19 protein-coding genes and 1 pseudogene are annotated in these 17,168 nt (G+C 32.5%); all 20 read left to right on the top strand.

What is annotated here, in order from left to right; translation table 11 throughout:
• The first annotated feature begins 4 nt into the window (after window positions 1-4).
• Complete coding sequence (locus tag G6W43_RS00100; protein ID WP_194168865.1) at window positions 5-1,177, top strand: type IV secretion system protein; 1,173 nt, start codon at window positions 5-7, stop codon at window positions 1,175-1,177.
• Entirely contained in the window at window positions 1,162-1,419 is a 258-nt protein-coding gene (locus G6W43_RS00095; protein ID WP_194168864.1) for a hypothetical protein, read from the top strand. The genes G6W43_RS00100 and G6W43_RS00095 overlap by 16 nt, the downstream gene beginning before the upstream one ends.
• A 1-nt stretch (window position 1,420) precedes the next feature.
• Window positions 1,421-2,125 carry a virB8 family protein gene (locus G6W43_RS00090; RefSeq protein WP_194168863.1) on the top strand — a complete coding sequence of 235 codons (705 nt, stop codon included), beginning with the start codon at window positions 1,421-1,423 and terminating at the stop codon, window positions 2,123-2,125.
• A 2-nt stretch (window positions 2,126-2,127) separates the two neighbouring features.
• Window positions 2,128-2,403: a hypothetical protein gene (locus tag G6W43_RS00085; protein WP_149718887.1), complete on the top strand. Its 276-nt coding sequence runs from the start codon at window positions 2,128-2,130 to the stop codon at window positions 2,401-2,403.
• Between the two features lie 3 nt (window positions 2,404-2,406).
• Complete coding sequence (locus G6W43_RS00080) at window positions 2,407-2,955, top strand: hypothetical protein (RefSeq protein ID WP_103594653.1); 549 nt, start codon at window positions 2,407-2,409, stop codon at window positions 2,953-2,955.
• Window positions 2,956-3,903, top strand: coding sequence for a P-type conjugative transfer protein VirB9 (virB9, locus tag G6W43_RS00075; protein WP_194168862.1), 948 nt, complete (start codon window positions 2,956-2,958; stop codon window positions 3,901-3,903).
• On the top strand, window positions 3,890-5,035 hold the full coding sequence (virB10, locus tag G6W43_RS00070) for a type IV secretion system protein VirB10 (RefSeq protein WP_242047598.1): 1,146 nt from the start codon (window positions 3,890-3,892) through the stop codon (window positions 5,033-5,035). The genes virB9 and virB10 overlap by 14 nt, the downstream gene beginning before the upstream one ends.
• A complete protein-coding gene (locus tag G6W43_RS00065; protein WP_103594655.1) occupies window positions 5,032-6,033 on the top strand; it encodes an ATPase, T2SS/T4P/T4SS family in 1,002 nt (333 codons plus the stop codon). Before virB10 ends, G6W43_RS00065 begins: the two co-directional genes overlap by 4 nt.
• A pseudogene (locus G6W43_RS00060) lies at window positions 6,030-7,823 on the top strand (type IV secretory system conjugative DNA transfer family protein); the annotation flags it as partial. The gene G6W43_RS00065 and the pseudogene G6W43_RS00060, both read left to right, overlap by 4 nt.
• A gap of 363 nt (window positions 7,824-8,186) precedes the next feature.
• The gene (locus tag G6W43_RS00055; RefSeq protein WP_103568025.1) at window positions 8,187-8,408 is read left to right on the top strand and encodes a DNA-binding protein; all 222 of its coding nucleotides are present in this window, start codon (window positions 8,187-8,189) and stop codon (window positions 8,406-8,408) included.
• A gap of 16 nt (window positions 8,409-8,424) precedes the next feature.
• On the top strand, window positions 8,425-8,895 hold the full coding sequence (locus G6W43_RS00050; protein ID WP_180999549.1) for a cag pathogenicity island Cag12 family protein: 471 nt from the start codon (window positions 8,425-8,427) through the stop codon (window positions 8,893-8,895).
• Window positions 8,852-9,556, top strand: coding sequence for a TrbM/KikA/MpfK family conjugal transfer protein (locus G6W43_RS00045; protein WP_103609469.1), 705 nt, complete (start codon window positions 8,852-8,854; stop codon window positions 9,554-9,556). Before G6W43_RS00050 ends, G6W43_RS00045 begins: the two co-directional genes overlap by 44 nt.
• Entirely contained in the window at window positions 9,556-10,527 is a 972-nt protein-coding gene (locus G6W43_RS00040) for a hypothetical protein (RefSeq protein ID WP_194168861.1), read from the top strand. The genes G6W43_RS00045 and G6W43_RS00040 overlap by 1 nt, the downstream gene beginning before the upstream one ends.
• A 34-nt stretch (window positions 10,528-10,561) precedes the next feature.
• The gene (locus tag G6W43_RS00035) at window positions 10,562-11,308 is read left to right on the top strand and encodes a hypothetical protein (protein WP_103568028.1); all 747 of its coding nucleotides are present in this window, start codon (window positions 10,562-10,564) and stop codon (window positions 11,306-11,308) included.
• A 143-nt stretch (window positions 11,309-11,451) separates the two neighbouring features.
• Window positions 11,452-13,698: a DNA topoisomerase III gene (gene topB / locus G6W43_RS00030; RefSeq protein ID WP_194168860.1), complete on the top strand. Its 2,247-nt coding sequence runs from the start codon at window positions 11,452-11,454 to the stop codon at window positions 13,696-13,698.
• A 10-nt stretch (window positions 13,699-13,708) separates the two neighbouring features.
• Window positions 13,709-14,221, top strand: a complete 513-nt coding sequence (locus tag G6W43_RS00025) for a hypothetical protein (protein ID WP_194168859.1) — start codon at window positions 13,709-13,711, stop codon at window positions 14,219-14,221.
• Between the two features lies 1 nt (window position 14,222).
• Window positions 14,223-15,470, top strand: a complete 1,248-nt coding sequence (locus tag G6W43_RS00020; RefSeq protein ID WP_194168858.1) for a hypothetical protein — start codon at window positions 14,223-14,225, stop codon at window positions 15,468-15,470.
• The gene (locus G6W43_RS00015) at window positions 15,467-15,967 is read left to right on the top strand and encodes a lytic transglycosylase domain-containing protein (protein ID WP_103568032.1); all 501 of its coding nucleotides are present in this window, start codon (window positions 15,467-15,469) and stop codon (window positions 15,965-15,967) included. Before G6W43_RS00020 ends, G6W43_RS00015 begins: the two co-directional genes overlap by 4 nt.
• Complete coding sequence (locus G6W43_RS00010; protein ID WP_103568033.1) at window positions 15,964-16,968, top strand: toprim domain-containing protein; 1,005 nt, start codon at window positions 15,964-15,966, stop codon at window positions 16,966-16,968. Before G6W43_RS00015 ends, G6W43_RS00010 begins: the two co-directional genes overlap by 4 nt.
• Window positions 16,965-17,147, top strand: coding sequence for a hypothetical protein (locus G6W43_RS00005; RefSeq protein WP_103568034.1), 183 nt, complete (start codon window positions 16,965-16,967; stop codon window positions 17,145-17,147). Before G6W43_RS00010 ends, G6W43_RS00005 begins: the two co-directional genes overlap by 4 nt.
• The last annotated feature ends 21 nt before the right edge of the window (window positions 17,148-17,168 follow it).

Raw genomic sequence — 17,168 nt, 5'->3', positions numbered from 1 at the left:
TAGTATGTATAAAGTAACAACTGATTCAGGTCGAGGATTACACGATCTAGTCATAGATATATCAGAGAATGTTGATAGTTTCTTTCAAAATAATTATTCAAATGGAGTGGGAGCACTTCAATCGTTAATTAATACAACTGGAAATATTCTAGCCGTATATCTTACCGCTTGGATAATGATCGAGGGATATAAAATTCTTTGGGGTAATGGCAAACAAACTTTTCAAAATTTTGCTTTTGATGCAACTATTAAGTTTGTCTTTATAGTCTTAGCAATGAATGCTGGAAACTGGATAAATCTTGTTTTTGAAGCATTCAATGGTGCAAAAGAATATGCAAATACCTTTTTGTCATATGACGGCAAAGGCTTATACTCAAAAATCGCAACATGGGCTGGATTTATGGGTGACTACTACGATGTAGTATGGGATCAGTCAAGCACTTTAGAGCTAGCATACATTATCTTCATAATTATTATAGCTTTTATTGGCTTTTTTATTGGTGCAGTTCCTATTTTGAGAGCGCTGTTTGTAAATACACTATCATTTCTATTGCTTATGATTTTGGCTCCATTGGCATTTTATTTTTTAATCTTTAAAACAACTAAAAATTCATTTGCACAGTGGTTCCAAATGGTTTTATCAAATATTATTGCGTTGCTCTGCCTATCATTATTCTTAAATATTTTGTTTGATTACATGTTTCCAAAAATCAACAGCAGTCACGATTTTAAGGATGAAGTATTTGTATTGGCTCTAGCAATGGTATTTTATGGAATTCTTGCAAATATAATGTGCGGTATGGCTACTGGAATAGCCGAAAAACTCACTAATGTTAGCCTTGATGGATTAGCAGGAACAGGCGTTGGACGTGCAATGGGTCTTGCAGGTGCTGTTGGGGGTGGTGCAATAGGTGGTGCAATGTTGGCGGTAAGAGGTGCTCAGGCAATGGGTGCTGGCAAGGCAACTGGTTTTATAGGCTCTCGTCTTTTAGGCGCAGCCACATCTGCAGCAAAAGAAGTTGGCAATTCAAAACTCGGTCAAAGCATCAACTCTGGAATAAACACGATTAAAAATTCTTCAGCAGCCCAAGCCGTTGGATCAAGACTAAACCAAGCGAAAAACATAGGTTCAAAAATTAACAATTTTACAAAAGGTCAAGGTTGGAAAATAAAATGAAATTAAATAATATTTTAAACTATAAAAAATATTTTAAAAAAATATTAAATTATATTTTAATATTTTTCTCTTTACTTGTAGGCACTAGCTTTATGAGCGGTTGCGCCGCTCATAATTCTCCTAAATTTGAAAATAGTGGTAATCAAAAATGGGAAGATTATTTTGATAGTAATGAATACAAGCCAGTAAATGAAAATAGAGAAAATTTAGATCTCAAACAAAGTATAAAAAAGGCAATGTAAAATGAAAAGAGCTAATGATAAAAATGATCTTTTGGCTTCTAATAATCCAGATGATGTAGCAATTAGCTATGAAGCAAGCATTAGATACATAGCGGAACAAGCTAACAAGAGGGCTTATTTTATATCAGGTGTTGCTCTACTTATTGCTATCATCAGCGTTATCGCTGTTTGCTTATTGACACCTTTAAAATCGGTTGAGCCTTATGTTATTAGGGTTGATAATACAACCGGAATGGTTGACATAATAACAAGCGTAAATAAAGCTGAATTCACAGGTAATGAAGCACTTGATAAGTATTTTGCAACAACATATGTAAAAGCGAGAGAGGGATACTATTATGATATTTTGCAAAGCGACTATGAATTAGTTCAAATTTTAAGCTATCCAAGCGTTGCCAGTGATTATTTGAGAATTTACGAAGGTGAAAATTCTAGAGACAAAGTTTTAAAAGATGACTACGAAGTAGAGATTGATATTGTTTCGGTTACACTGGGAAATAGCGCTGGAGCACCTACTGCAACTATCAGATTTAATCAAATTACCAGAAAAAAAGGCGAAAAAATAGCTGTATCAAACAAAGCAAAGATTGTGACACTTTCATATGACTACCAACCAAATACACTCACAACAGAGGAAGAGCGTATTAAAAACCCACTTGGATTTAAAGTTAGCACGTATAGAGTTGATGACGAAATAAGGAGATAGAAATGATTACTAATGATGATTTCACAAAGTTAATTGATGTTATGACTGAGCTTTTAGCTCAAAAAAATACTGACATTGCAGAACTAGTTCAAGAGGTCGAAACCTTAGAAAGAAAACTCGCATTATATGAGCAGAAGGATCTATTTGAAGTAGTAGGGACTTCAAATATCGGTGATCAAGTTTTGAAAGTATATGAGAAATTTGTTCCAGATTTTGTAACAGATGAAGAAATTGCAGCAGCAAACTCCATTGCACCAAAATTTGACATTTCGGAGTAAAAAATGGATTTTAAAACAGCATATACGCACGATTTGCTTACTCAAGCCGAACAATGCTTCTCAGACAAGGAGCTCACGCATAGCTTTTTAAAATTTATTTTCAATAGTTCTAAAAATAGACAAGAAGCAGAGAGAAAACTAAAAGCCCTTAGGGCTAGAATTTTTCATTTAGAAGATATGGCAAAAAATTCTTACAACATGATCCTTGATATGCAACGCACCGCACAACAAGAAGAATATGAGTTAGACAAAAAACAAAGACAAGTCTTTGGCAATAGTGAAATTTATGACTTTTTTATAGATAGCAAAAATGATGAATTTATAGCATATCTAAAGGAAATGGCGCCATTAGAGCGAATAAATACAGCTATTAAACAATTTGAAACGATGAGAGCACGTTGTGATAGTCTAATAGATGGTTTAAGAAAAAGCCATCCCATGAAGAGCAATCAAGTCATTACACAAACACCACAAATAAGTCCTAAGGCGAGAACAAGCAACACATTACAGCTAGATCGTGGCTTATATTTAAACAATACTGGGAGATTTTAAATGATAAAAAATAATAAAAAATTATTTAATATTGCAATAATTTTACTCTTAGCAATAGCAAATTTACACGCAGTAAATACTCCAAGGCTATCTAAATTTGACAAACGCATCACGTATGCAACATACAATGCCGATGACGTTGTCTTAGTTAAGTGCAAAGAGGGTTTTGTGAGTATTATAGAATTTGAAAAAGATGAACGCATCGTAAATATAGCAACTGGGTTTAGCGATGGTTGGGAAGTAATGGATAAAGATAACTATCTATTTATTAAACCAAAGAGTTACACCATAAAATCCGAAGAACAAAATATGACCAATGAAAGTGGTGAGCAAATAGAATTTTATGGTAGTTCGGTTATTCAACCAAATGCAGCTGATTGGAAGACAAATCTAATCATCACAACAAATAAAGATAAAGTTTATACATTTGATTTGGAGCTAGGAGAGATTAACAAGATTAATTACAAACTAACTTTTAATTATGCAACCCCTAAAGAAAAGATAGAAAAAGAGAAAGCCGAAAAAGAACTCGCCGAAAAAGCAGTAAAAGAAAAGGCACTATATAAAAAAGAGATCGATAGAAATACAATACCTAGAAATTGGAACTTTGTAATGCATGTAAATAAAGATAGTGAAACTATAACACCTGATTATGCATATGACGATGGTGTCTTTACATATCTTGGTTTTAGCTCAACTAAAACTATACCAAGTGTCTTTCTCTTTGATGATGCCAATAAAGAAAGCATCCTCAATACTCATATCAAAAAAGACGGCAAATATGACGTAGTTGTGATCCACAAAACAGCTAAAAAAATTTTACTAAGAAGTGGCAATAAGTTAGTCGGAATCATAAATAATGGCTATGGTCAAAATCCACTTGATAAAACCTACAGCACTAATAAAGACAATATTCAAAGAGAGATTATAGACAATGAGCAAAAATAGAAGTAATGAAAATATGAATAATCAAGAGTCTCAAGTTGAAAGAATTGAATATGAGCATCCAGAAGTCGAAAATGAGCCAAGCAAAAAATTAATGGTTATTGCGGTCATGGTTTTATGTCTGGTTGTTTTTGTTATGGTTGGTCTTAGTTTTTTAGGGAAAAATAGAGAGGCAAATGATGCTGTAAAATCACAAGTTCAACAAATAGGAACTGAAGTAAAGAATAAAAATTTTGAGTTGCCTCAGCAAGAAGTGTCTCAAAAGAATTTTCAAGAGTTTCAAACTGCTCCAGCACCACAACAAACGCCTGTGCAAGTAGCGAGCAAGCCAGACCCTTTATCAAATACTACGGTAGTTCAAAAAACTATTTTTAAGCCTAAAGTTTTTAAAACTGGTAGTAGTTTGGCGATTGCAACAAGTAGTTCAAGCAAAAAAGATATATATGTTGCCGACCAAAACATATCTTGGGCAGAACAAGCCAAACGTTTTGAAGAAGACCAGGATTATGAAGGCAATACATACACTCCAAAAATTGCCGTAAAAGACAAATTTAACCCTAGTCTCTTGCTTCAAAAAGGCACATATATTGGTTGTTCGCTCGACACTAGACTTGTGTCTCAAATTAAAGGCGGAATATCTTGCACAACTAGCGAAGACGTATATAGCAAAGATGGCGTAACCCTCCTAATTGAAAAGGGAAGCAAAATCTTTGGCAGCTTCAGAAGCGGAGAGATGAATGATGGAATGAATAGAATTTTTGTTATTTGGAGCGAGATCAGAACACCAAACAATATTAACATTCCAGTTCAAAGTGGTGCTAGTGATGAATTAGGCGGTAGCGGTCTACAAGGATACGTTGATCATCAATGGCTAAAAAGATTTGGTGCTAGCATATTGCTTTCAATGGTAGATGACGTTTTTAATTATACTGCAAATGGCAAACGTGACAATAGCTATGACTATAGTGAAAACACAAGAGACTCTACACAACAAATGGCAAATACTGCACTTGAGGAATTTATAAAAATAAAACCAGTCCTTTATAGAAATCAAGGAGATATAGTTGGTGTTTACGTCAATCGCGATATAGACTTTAGTAAGGTGTATAAGCTTACAATAGGTAGAAGAAAATGAGCACAATGGGATTAGACAAATCTGCTATGCTAGATGGCTACGTCAAAAAGTATTTTGGCAAGTATCTAGATGATGAAAGTATAAATGAAATAGCTTACAACGGCGGAAATCTAATTTGGACTGAAGATATAATCGGTAATTGGTCTAGTCACGAAAGTGAATTAAACTTTAATGCTGCCCAATCTTTTGCTAATGCATGTGCCGCTTATAAAAACGATAAGATAGAAAGACAAAAACCTATTTTATCATGCATTCTCTCAACTGGAGAGAGAGTGCAAATAGTTATACCAAATGCTACAAAAGAAAATCATATATCAATCACCATTAGAAAACCTAGTAAGGTTCGTTATACGATAGATGACTACATTAATAATGGTTCAATAGATGCAAAAATGGCAAATGAACTAAAAATAGCTATCGAAAATGGCAAGAATATTATTATTTGTGGTGAAACTGGTAGCGGAAAAACTACTTTTATGAAAACACTTATCGATTTTATACCATTAGATGAAAGAATTATTACTATAGAAGATGTTGAGGAAATTAAATTTTGGGATCATAAAAATTTTGTTCAACTCTTTTATCCAAGTGAGGCAAAAAGCGATAGTCTAGTAAATGCCACAACTCTCTTAAAGAGCTGCTTGAGAATGAAACCCAGCAGAATTCTACTAGCAGAAGTTAGGGGTGGTGAAACATATGATTTTTTAAATGTGATTTCAAGTGGTCATAATGGCAGTATGACAAGTTGTCATGCTGGTAGTGTTAAGTCAGCCATAGATCGTCTTGTAATGATGAGCATGCAAAATACTCAAGCCCAAGTTCTAGGTAAAGATATGTTGCTTGATATTGTTTCAAATACAATTGACTACATCGTAGTTTTTAAGCGTCTTGGCAAGAAACGTCAAGTTACAGAATACTTGGCTAATGGCGAATATTTCATAAGAAATAATGAAGGTAATGCTTTTGTTGAGTCTAGCTTAAGGAACGCTAAGCAATGAAAAAAATGCAGATTGGTTTTTTAATTGCAATTGCCTTAATTATAGGCTATTTCTTGGCTAGTGTATTATTTTTTGGACTAAATCACAGTTTTAAAAAGCTTCCAAAAATATGGTATTTAGGGCTTACTTTTGATATGCTGATAAACGGCTGGTCAAAAGCATATTTGGCTTACTTTATTGCAAATTTAATAAGTTTCACTCTAGCTTTTTTACTACCATTTTTACCAAAGAAACAAAGCCTACACGGAGATGCAAGATTTGCAAATGCCAATGATGTAAAGAAAATGGATCTTTATGGAGATGGAATAATCATTGGTAAATTTCAAAACCGCCTCTTAAGATTTGGCGGTCAGCAGTTCGTATCGCTTGGCGCTCCAACACGTAGCGGAAAAGGCGTTGGTATTGTTATTCCAAATTTACTTGACTGGAAAGAGAGTGCAGTTGTTCAAGATATTAAACAAGAGTGCTTTGACTTTACTAGCGGATATAGAGAAAAAATACTAGGGCAAAAAGTATATTTATTTGATCCGTTCAATAAACGCACTCATAGATATAATCCACTAGCTTATATTGATATGGCAAGCGATAATGCAGATGGACAGCTAACTGATTTTGCAAATATTTTATATCCCATGACAGGCGATAGCACTACGCAGTTTTTTAACCAACTAGCTCAAAACTTATTTATAGGAATTTGTTATATCGTTCATGATCTTTTAAATTCAAAAGGTGGCATTTCGCTCCTAAAAGCTCTAAATATGGAGATAGATTTTACACTATATGGTATTTTGCAAATGAGCGAAGGTTTTAAAGGTGAAGTTGATATAGACGGCAATAGAAAAATTATATTCAAGGCATTTGATGATACATATAATGTTTTATCTGAGCTTGGACTAATTGGTAAAAAAGCTCAAATGCGTTGCCAAAGCTATTTCAAGATTGATAGCGATAACACAAAAAGTGGCGTTATGTCAAGCTTCAATGCTCCTTTGATGATGTTTAGAAATGACAATATGAGGCTTGCTACTTCAGCAAATGATTTTGATTTTAGAGATCTTCGTAAAGAAAAAATGACTATTTATGTAGGTATTACTCCTGATCAATTGGCAAATGCGAAGCTAATTTTAAACATATTTTGGCAGCAATTAATCTTGGTAAATACAAAAGAGTTACCGCAAGCTAATCCCGATTTAAAATATAAAGTGCTTTTAGTAATGGATGAATTTACTGCACCAGGCTTTTTAGGAATATATTTAAAGTCAATTAGCTTTATAGCTGGATATTGGCTAAGAAGCCTAATGATCTATCAATCAAACTCACAACTTGAAGCAAATCAACCTGATGGATATGGTAGAGAAGGCGCTAAAACACTGCTTACAAACCATGCTTGTCAAATTTTTTATACACCAAGAGAACAAGAGGATGCTAAAAAGATTAGCGAAATTTTAGGAACAAAAACCATTAAAAATAGGAGTAGAAATCTGGGACAAGGCGGTGGAGGAAGTGAAAGTGACACAAGTAGAGCCTTAATGCTTGCGCAAGAATTACGAGAAATGCCTTTTGAAAACGAGCTAATTACGATTGATAATGGCAAGCCTATTATGGCAAAAAAGGCATTTTACTACTCAGATCGCTACTTTATGAACAAGTTCAAAGAAGTAAGTCCAAGCCTTAGAGCGATCGATGGAGATAAATATAAGATAAAAGTGAAAGAAAATGGAAAGATACCAAATCGCAATCAATTAGAGAAAGCTATTCAAAATGGTGAGACAAACATAGAAGTCCCTATTCAAAACATAGCAAATATAAAAGCATACTTTAAAGAGCTTTATAATGATGAAAGTTCTAGATATAAAAATTTACCTGAAATAGTTCATGAAATAGATGAAACTCAAGAAGAATATGAAAAAAAACTTAGACTTCAAAGGGATAAAGATGAAGCAATAAAAGAAGAGACTCAAAAGCTTTACGAGCAACAAATAGTCGAACAATCGAGTAATGCAAATAAAAGTGTAGAAAATATCGATACTGATCCGGTAGCAGAAGAAACAATCAACGATAGCGATAGCATAGAAGAATTAATGGCTCAAAATGCTAGTTGCCCAAATTTTGATGAATTAGACGATGAGAGACAAGACTATAGTGAGTAGATAATGAAAGATACAAGCTTTTATGAAAAATATATAACACCAGCACAACTGGAAGAGATGTTTGGCATTAGTAGAGGACTTCAAAATAAGTTACGAATGCAAAAGAACTATACGGATGAGAATAGACAAAAACATTTACCTTTGCCATTTTTAAAAATTGGCAACCGTATTTTATACAACATTGATAGCATCAAACAATGGCTAGAAGACATAGAACAAAAGTAATTTCCAAGGAGACAAAATGATTAAATTTACGAGTTTAGCAAGTATGGCAGCTATATCCTTTTTATTTTTTGGATGTTCAAGCATACCAAAGCCAATAGAACTTGATAGTAGTAGTCAAATCACTATCAACCAAGAGCTAATTAGGCAAGAAAGACACAATATTCCGCTAGATCCATTCTTAAAACAAAATAACTGGACATATAACTTAATGTTTGAAAAAAATGACGATGAGTATATACCAAATAATATGATTGTTAAAACATTTTATGTAGCGCACAATGCCGATAAGATCATAGTTATTGGAAATAAAAAGATAGCCCAAGACTACAAAGATTACTTGGCAAGCAATGGTTGTAAGAATATTGCTATTCATCCAGTAGATAGCATTGGACAATCTAAAAAACGCGTAAATATCTTATTTTTTGGAATGAAAGGGAAAAACGATGAAGATTATATCAAAAGCTTTACTAACTTGTTTGATTTTTAATAGTGCCGTATGTGGAGCTGACGAGCTTACTGGGGATACAAAACTAGCATGCGAAGCTATTTTGTGCCTATCGAGTAGCGAAAGACCAAGTGAGTGTTCGGCAAGTTTAAGTAAATACTTTTCAATAAGAGCAAAAAAGGCACATGAAACGGCAAAAAAGAGGAAAAATTTCTTAAAGCTTTGCCCAACTGATACTGCTATAAAAACAGACCAAGATTACGCAAGTTTGATTGATACTATATCAGAGATAGGTGGGGGATGTGATGCTAGCGATCTTAACAAGAATTTAGACAAACGTCGTGTCTGGGATAGTGAGAAAGGACTATATCAAACTCAAATTAGAATAAGCCCAAACATGCCTGAATATTGTAAAAGACTTGCTCGTCATAATTATACAAATATTAAGGACTTGAAATATACTTGCGACACCAAGTTTTATGACGAGAATATATGGAAAAGAGGATATGAGCTACAAACTATAAGTCAAGCTCAATACAACGCTTTAAGTAGCGATAAAAAAGAAATTCAACCAAATCCAGAATTTTCGAAATGTGGCGACATAAATAAAAGTTACCATTGGCGACAGAGTTGTCGTCAACATATATCTCAATACCTATTCTTTGAGAAGAAGTATTTTAGTAAAACATGCTGGGTAGACTGATGGAAAATGAAAATCTATTTGATAGCACTGGCTCATCTGAAGTTGCACCAATAAGAAAACTCGAAAGCAAAGATGAAATCATAGCTAGGCTTCAAAAAGAGGCAGAAAATGCCAAAAACGAGCTAGATAATGTAGAGCAAGGCAAAAAAGAATTGCAAGAAAGACTTGAAAGACTAGTTTATGAGCGTAATACAACAGCTGATATTTTAAAGAATGAAGTGGCGGAGCTAAATTCTAAATTTGAAAAAGCTGGATTGAAAATAAGCGAAAAAGGCGTTGTCTCTATCTTAGATTATTCCAACTACCAAAAAAGAGTTGACATGAGTTTCAATATGTTTAATAGTGAGCTAAATTTGGTTCAACAAGCCTTTGAAAGATTTGCAACAGAAAATAATGCAGATTACAGTAGATACGTCAAAATGGTTCAATCGCTTATGGATGAGAGTGCGAAGCTTAAACAACTCTTTGAATACCTAAATGAATTTATGCTCAATCCTCCTAGTAAAGAATTTATGGCTCTCATGAATAATACACTTGCTATTAGGAAAATAGCTCAAGACTATAAAGAATTTGAAAACATCGCAGACATAACTAAAATTAAGGCAACCATGCAAGATCAAGAAGATGCCTTTAACGAGATGACTATGCAGTTTAATAATTTTGCTGAAAATCAAAACAAATTCTTTGAAGAAGAGCTAAATAAGATTGAAATTTTTAAGGATAAGATAAACATAAGGCTAAATGATACTGGAGATGAATACAAAAGATTTAGTGAGAATATGATCGCTCATTTAAACGATCAGTTAAAAGTTTTTGAGGTAAATCTGGCTGAGTATAAAGAAATTAGAGAAAATGAAACAAAAATACTAAAAAACTTAAAAAAAGGAGGATACGCACTAACAGGATTACTTTTCATGATGTGCTTGGCACTTGGTGGAGTTATCGGTTACGCTATTTTTTTAATCAAATAGCGTTATAAAAATTTTAACTTAAAAGGATAAAACAATGGCAGATTTTGACAGAACAGAAAACGGCAACGAAAAGAACCTTGCAACAATTTTCATAAGCAAAACTGAATTACCAGAACAAAACAAAACATTAATTGGCTTTGGCATGGAGCGTCCATACGAAAAAGATGGAAAAGAAATAGAACTTGGTGCAGTAAAAGCATTTTATGCTATAGAAAATGCTAGAAATTTTCTCAATGGTGTTGATTGTCGCAATCACCCAGTAAAAATAGAGTGCGGCTTACAAAACGAAAAGCACACTTTTTATACAGCATCTACTTGGATACACAATGGCATAAACGATAAGACTGGTCAAGCTTATAGTCTTCATAAAATGGCAATCACAATTCGCCCAGAGATTAAAAACGAAGCTGGTGAAATAGTCCAACAACAAGAGAGAATTTTTGCTACAAAAAATAGAAATGGCGTAAAAGGTTACTCTTTTGATGTTACAAATGATAGTGCTCTTGAGAAAGAATTTTTAAGCAATATTTCCAAAGGCTTTAACTTGGGTCTGGTCGCTGAAAAAAATGAGACATTGGCCAAAAATCCAAAACTTATGGAAATCGTTAATAAAATTCCAGACAGATCAGCCGTAACAATGAATTATGACTTTGTTAAGCAACAAGGCATAGTCGTATTGCCAGAAACCATGAAAGCAGTCACAAAATCAGTAAGCAAAGGTGCTGAAATTTTAAATGGCGAATTAAAGCAAGAGCAAAAAAGTCAAGGTTTTGATAGATAGTCTCACTTCAACTTTTTTGCTGTATTTAGGGCTAAAACTGCTACTTTTAGCCCTTCAAAAATTATAATAAAAAATAATTTTAAAATGTATAAAAATATAAAAAACAATTTAAAACAATTTAAAAAATTAATGAAGGATACAAAATGGGTAGATTATTTATAGCAGAAAAACCTGAACTTGCACGTGCAATAGCTAAAGGGCTTATTGGCAATGAAAGTAAAGGTAATGGCTTCATTAGAAAAGGTAACGATACCATAACTTGGGCTTTTGGACACATTTTGGAGCTTTTTAAGCCTGACGATTATGCAGAAAAATATAAAAAATGGAATTTAGAAGATCTACCCTTTGAAATAGAGAAATTTAAATATAAGCCTATTGACAAGAGCAAAGATCAACTTAAAATAATTTTAAACTTATTAAAAGAAAAAGATACAACAGAAGTTATTCATTGTGGTGATGCGGACGATGAGGGACAAATTTTAGTTGATGAAATTTTAGCTTATGCAAATAATAAGTTACCAGTAAAAAGAATGTTAATAAATGACCTTAGTGAAGCTGGTATCAAGAAAGAGTTAAATAATATAAAGTCAAATGATGACTTTTATGGGCTTTCTCAACGTGGTTTTGCAAGAAGCTTGGCTGATTGGATAGTCGGACTAAATTTAACTAGAGCATTTACCGTTGTGGCTAGAAATAAAGGGTATCAAAATGGTGTTTTAAATTTAGGACGTGTCCAAACCCCTATTCTCTCCTTAGTGGTAAATAGAGATAAAGAAAATGAAAATTTTAAAAGTCTGGAATACTTTGCAATTAGTGGTGAATTTAAAAGCTTTGATGGCATAGATTTTCGTGCAAATCTAAAAACTGATGATAAAATTACAGATAAGGATTTAGCTCAAAACATATTAAAAGAGTGCGAAAACAAATCCGCAAGAATTACAATCAAGAAAACCGAAAAAAAGAAAGAGCTACCGCCACTTCCTTACAATTTATTAAAACTTCAAGCTCAATGCGCAAAAGAATTTGGCTTAAAACCTGATAAAGTTCTTGCTATTACTCAAAACTTAAGAGAAAAATTTCACTTAATAACTTATAACAGAAGTGATTGCGAATACCTACCTGATACAATGTATGATGAGTCGCCAGCTATTATACAAAGTCTAAAAGAAATTTTTAAAAATGCAGACGATATTGAGTTAAAAGGGATTTTAGACAATGCTGATCTTACTATAAAAGGTGCAGCATTTAACTCAGCAAATATTTCGGCTCACCATGGCATTGTCCCAACTGGAGCAAAAGCGTGTTTAAATGAACTAAGTAAGGATGAATTAAATATTTTTACACTTATAGCAAAAAGATTTGCATTGCAATTTTTTAAAGCAAGAGAATATGAGTCAACAAATATAGTTTTGGAACTTAACGAATATAAATTTACAGCCTCACAAAATACCACAACTGATCTAGGTTTTACTTTCTATCTTAAACCACAAAAAGATGAAAAAGATGGTAATGATGATGAAATAGAAAACACTTCAAAGTTGGATAATTTAATAGAAGGCTCTATGGCTGAGTGTTTAAAGATTAAACTTGAGCCAAAAAAAACTAAACCAAAGCCATTTTACACCATGGCAACACTTCTCACCGACTTAACTGGCGTAGCCAAATATGCTAAAGATCCGAACATTAAGAAATTACTCCTTGAAAAAGATCAAGGCAAAAAAGGAGAAAATGGAGGTATCGGAACCCCAGCTACTAGATCAAATCATATAAAAAGCTTGATAGATAATGAATTTATCAGTGTTAGTAATGACAAAAAGCAAATAATACATGCAACACAAAAAGGCAAAGACTTAATTTCAGTTGCACCTGAAATTTTAACCTGCGTTGATATGACTGCTTTATGGTTTGAAAAACAAAAAATGATCGAAAGCCGCGACTTAAGTTTGGATGACTTTTTAACAGAAATAAATCAACAAATAAAGGAAGAGATAGCAAAGGTAAAAGATAGCGATATGGGAAATTTTGAAACAAAACCAGATAATGCTCAAATTTGCCCTATTTGCAATAATGGATATCTAATAAGACATGAAAGCCAAAATAAAAAAGGCGTATTTTGGTGGGGTTGCAGTCAATGGCGTGAAGGTTGTAAGGCATTTTATTACGATAACGATGGCAAACCACAACTTGAAACTAAACCAAAACAAGAAATACCAAGTGATGCACCTATATGTCCAAAATGCAAGAGTGGTAAGCTGCTGCCTAGAACCAGTGCAAAAGGTTTTAATTATTTTGCATGTAATGGCAAGTTAAAAAATGGCAATTGGTGTAATGCTAAATTTAAGACAAACGATAATGGCGAACTTGAAGAGATGGTTTTTGAGAAAAAATAAGGATAGTAGGATGCAAGCAGAAGACCTAAAAAAGATTATCAATACGGTAAGGTTTAATGATATTTTATTAACTTTTAAAGATCCAGAGGATTTCAAATGTTATTGTGATTTCTTAATCAATAAGCCAAATAGCATTCATGATAACAGCCACAGCTTTTGGAATAGTTATTATAAATTACAAAATAATATTCTAAAAAATATTGAAGAAAAAAATTCCAAATATGATCTTTGCAGGAACGAACAAACTAGAGAAGAAGCTAGTTTGTCTTTAGAACGATTAATAAATGAATGCGGCTGCGAAAACATAAAAGCTAATGTTATTTATTTTGATGCATTTGATAAAAATTCACAATACATCTATGCTGATGAATACGAAAAACTAGAGGAGCTTGCAAATATTATCGACAAAAGATACCACATCTCGAGTTATAAAACAAAATTTGCTTGTATACACTGGAATGATCACGAAGAAGAGTATCACTCACCAAAGGTCAGCATCCATAGAGTCTTAATAAAGGAATAACATGCCAACTTACAAAAATTTAAAATATATCAATGAAAGCAAAAATTCAATATTAAGTAATTTAGATAACAATTTACAAGAACAATATGTCAGTGACCTAGATCAAAATCTAAACGAACTCTACAATAATGAGGTTAGGTCGAAGATTGAAAAAATGGGGGATAAAAACCAACAAATTTCAGAATTTTTAAATGAAATGTATTCAAATGTTGATTACAACATGGATGAATTCGATCCAAAATACTTAAAAGAGAATAAAGAAAAATTTAAGGATATAAAAGGTGGCATAATCGCAAGTATTATTGATAAGAACAATAAAGCACAAAGCAACTACCAACTTGAGAGCTTTTTCGAAAAGTATGATCAAATTTTTGACAAGAATACACCTCATGATAAGATAATAGATAATGTTGCTAGTAAATTTCTAGAACTCAATGGAGAACTTTATAACAAAATAGAGCATGAATCAGTATATAACGAAGCTGAACTAGCTCTTAGTAAAACATTATCTAAAAATATAACTTCACGCATTGATATTGATATAAACAAAGACGGAAATTATCAAATACATAAATTTAGTAAGTTGCTAGCTGCCAACAAAGAGTTTAGGGGAGATGAAAATATCGCCCTATTCCAAACTCTAAAAATGATGGATAAAGCATTAATGGATGAAAACAATAAGGACTTTAAAGCTATACATGAAAAAATATGCTTTAACTTTACTGATATTGATGGAAAAACTATTCATATCAATGCAAGACTTGGCGAAGGACACTTTCAAAAAGACTTAGATCATTTAGTAAAGATAGGTTGCAATGATTGTGGCATAGGTAGTGTTAGCAAAATAGCTAATAAAATTTTTATAAAATCCACTGAAACAAACGATCTAATTTTAGATCAAAATGAAGAACAAAACAAAGAGAGAGGCAAAGGATTAAATTTTAAAAATCCTGCAACAATTGATAATTTTGAAAAATGTTTAAAAGGTGGCATAGAAGCAACTGCAGCATTAGCTGAAAGCATAGGAGATGAAAGTATTACAGCTTTTACTCAAAATTTAAATCGTGTTGCTGGCATATCTGGTATAGGTAAACATATAAATAATATTGTATCGGCACAAAACAACAAAGAGGTAATAAATAGATTAGGTAAGGCATACACAGAAAAGGTCAAAAGTGGTGCAATAAAACTTCCAAAAGAAAAAGTTATGGAACACTCAAATCAAAAGAGCTTAGGCGCTAATAGATGAAATTTTTAAAACAATTTAAAACAATAAAATACTATAAAAAACTATTTATTATTATATTATCATTATCTACAATAGCGACAAATGTTTTAGCTATACCCAATGCTAATGAAAGTAGATACAATAAGCTCTTTTATAAATTTGGCAAAGAGTTTAATATCCCTCCGATACTTCTTTGGGCTATAGCAAAAACAGAGAGTAACTTTACCAATAATGCAAAGAATATTAACAACAATGGCTCAATAGATTATGGATTGATGCAGATTAATTCAATTCATGAAACAACGTTAAAAGCTAAAAATTTAAGCATTGATGACCTATATAAGCCAGAAACAAACATTCAAATGGGAGCAATGATACTAAGAAATTGCATTAATAAACATGGTTGGGATTATAAAGCACTAAACTGCTATAACGGAAAAGTTGAAAATAATCCATATTCTCGTAAAGTTTTTGCAAATTTAAAAACTTTAAAACAAGCAAGAAGAGTAATTAAATGAACTTACACAAAGATGATACAAGGGCTTTTTTAGAATATCTTGGTTTTGACGTGGATAGCCACTATAAATTCAGGATGCGAGAAGATGAGCATACCGCTTCTGCTTCTATTGATCCAAAGAATGGCTATATTAAAGACTTTGGCAGTGGTTTTAGGGGTGATATAATAGCATTTTATAAGGAAATAAAGAATTGCGACGAAAGAAGTGCATTTTTAGAAGTAGCAGGTATTCTAGACAACCTAAAAATAGATCATGATCTAAATCATGGGCAAAAGACAAATATTGCTATTCATAAAAAAGCTATAAATGTTAGACCAATTAAAGAAGAACCCACAATAGATTATCTTGATGACGACATAGTAAAAAAATACGAAAATGAAAGGCGTGAGAATTTTACACGCTATCAAGAACTTTTACATAAACTGCTTCCAGTTTGTGACAATAATCAACGTAAAGAAATAGCTCAAAGATTTCAAATAGGTTACTCCAAAGAAGAAGATAGGTTGGTAATGCCATTAAGAAATGAGACTGGCAAGATCGTAACGCTTTGGAAATATAATCCAAATTTAAATATCAAATACACTTTTAGCAAAAATAGACCACGCTGCGCCTTTAATATCCAAGCATTAAAAGAATATACAAGAGATGATAGTCCTATATTCATAGCTGAAGGTGAAAAAGACTGCTTAAATATGTTGTCACGTGGATATAAGGCTATAAGCTTTGGGAGTGCTGCCACTCATTTAAAACAAATTCAAATTGATATGTTAAAAGATAGTTACATTGTTGTAGCATATGATTATGACGAGGCAGGGAAAAATGGTGCAAAGGCTTTAAAAGAGCAGTTAAATAACTCTTGTAAAGTTGTAGAAATAATAGAATGGGAAAAGATACTCAAACAAAACGGATTAGAAAAAGAGCTAAAGAAAGGATTTGATTTCACTGATTTTCTAAAACTTAGTGCCAAGGAGAGGGAAAAAAAACAAGGAATTAATAGATGACAGACAACAAAGAAAAAGATAATAGCCAATATAAACCAAAGAAAAGACAGGTTGTAATTTATTTAGAAGAAGATGAATTAAAATATTTAGACTATATCTATAATAAAAAATTCTTTCCAACTCGTGCCGCATATATTAGAATGCTTATTAATGAAGACAAAGAAATGAATGGATACTAAAAATATTAAATATTTTAATAT

The sequence above is a fragment of the Campylobacter concisus genome (genome assembly GCF_015229965.1).
Classification (GTDB): Bacteria; Campylobacterota; Campylobacteria; order Campylobacterales; family Campylobacteraceae; genus Campylobacter_A; species Campylobacter_A concisus_BD.
Note: the sequence above shows the minus strand (reverse complement) of the source record. Positions and strands in the feature narration are given on the sequence as shown.

Bases quoted from the DNA above. Each gene is read 5' to 3' on its own strand.
- G6W43_RS00100 (WP_194168865.1), top strand. From the start codon at position 5: ATGTATAAAGTAACAACTGATTCAGGTCGAGGATTACACGATCTAGTC.
- G6W43_RS00045 (WP_103609469.1), top strand. From the start codon at position 8,852: ATGAAGATTATATCAAAAGCTTTACTAACTTGTTTGATTTTTAATAGT.
- G6W43_RS00050 (WP_180999549.1), top strand. From the start codon at position 8,425: ATGATTAAATTTACGAGTTTAGCAAGTATGGCAGCTATATCCTTTTTA.
- G6W43_RS00085 (WP_149718887.1), top strand. From the start codon at position 2,128: ATGATTACTAATGATGATTTCACAAAGTTAATTGATGTTATGACTGAG.
- G6W43_RS00035 (WP_103568028.1), top strand. From the start codon at position 10,562: ATGGCAGATTTTGACAGAACAGAAAACGGCAACGAAAAGAACCTTGCA.
- virB9 (WP_194168862.1), top strand. From the start codon at position 2,956: ATGATAAAAAATAATAAAAAATTATTTAATATTGCAATAATTTTACTC.
- G6W43_RS00090 (WP_194168863.1), top strand. From the start codon at position 1,421: ATGAAAAGAGCTAATGATAAAAATGATCTTTTGGCTTCTAATAATCCA.
- G6W43_RS00025 (WP_194168859.1), top strand. From the start codon at position 13,709: ATGCAAGCAGAAGACCTAAAAAAGATTATCAATACGGTAAGGTTTAAT.
- G6W43_RS00015 (WP_103568032.1), top strand. From the start codon at position 15,467: ATGAAATTTTTAAAACAATTTAAAACAATAAAATACTATAAAAAACTA.
- G6W43_RS00080 (WP_103594653.1), top strand. From the start codon at position 2,407: ATGGATTTTAAAACAGCATATACGCACGATTTGCTTACTCAAGCCGAA.
- topB (WP_194168860.1), top strand. From the start codon at position 11,452: ATGGGTAGATTATTTATAGCAGAAAAACCTGAACTTGCACGTGCAATA.
- G6W43_RS00020 (WP_194168858.1), top strand. From the start codon at position 14,223: ATGCCAACTTACAAAAATTTAAAATATATCAATGAAAGCAAAAATTCA.
- G6W43_RS00005 (WP_103568034.1), top strand. From the start codon at position 16,965: ATGACAGACAACAAAGAAAAAGATAATAGCCAATATAAACCAAAGAAA.
- G6W43_RS00065 (WP_103594655.1), top strand. From the start codon at position 5,032: ATGAGCACAATGGGATTAGACAAATCTGCTATGCTAGATGGCTACGTC.
- G6W43_RS00010 (WP_103568033.1), top strand. From the start codon at position 15,964: ATGAACTTACACAAAGATGATACAAGGGCTTTTTTAGAATATCTTGGT.
- G6W43_RS00055 (WP_103568025.1), top strand. From the start codon at position 8,187: ATGAAAGATACAAGCTTTTATGAAAAATATATAACACCAGCACAACTG.
- G6W43_RS00040 (WP_194168861.1), top strand. From the start codon at position 9,556: ATGGAAAATGAAAATCTATTTGATAGCACTGGCTCATCTGAAGTTGCA.
- virB10 (WP_242047598.1), top strand. From the start codon at position 3,890: ATGAGCAAAAATAGAAGTAATGAAAATATGAATAATCAAGAGTCTCAA.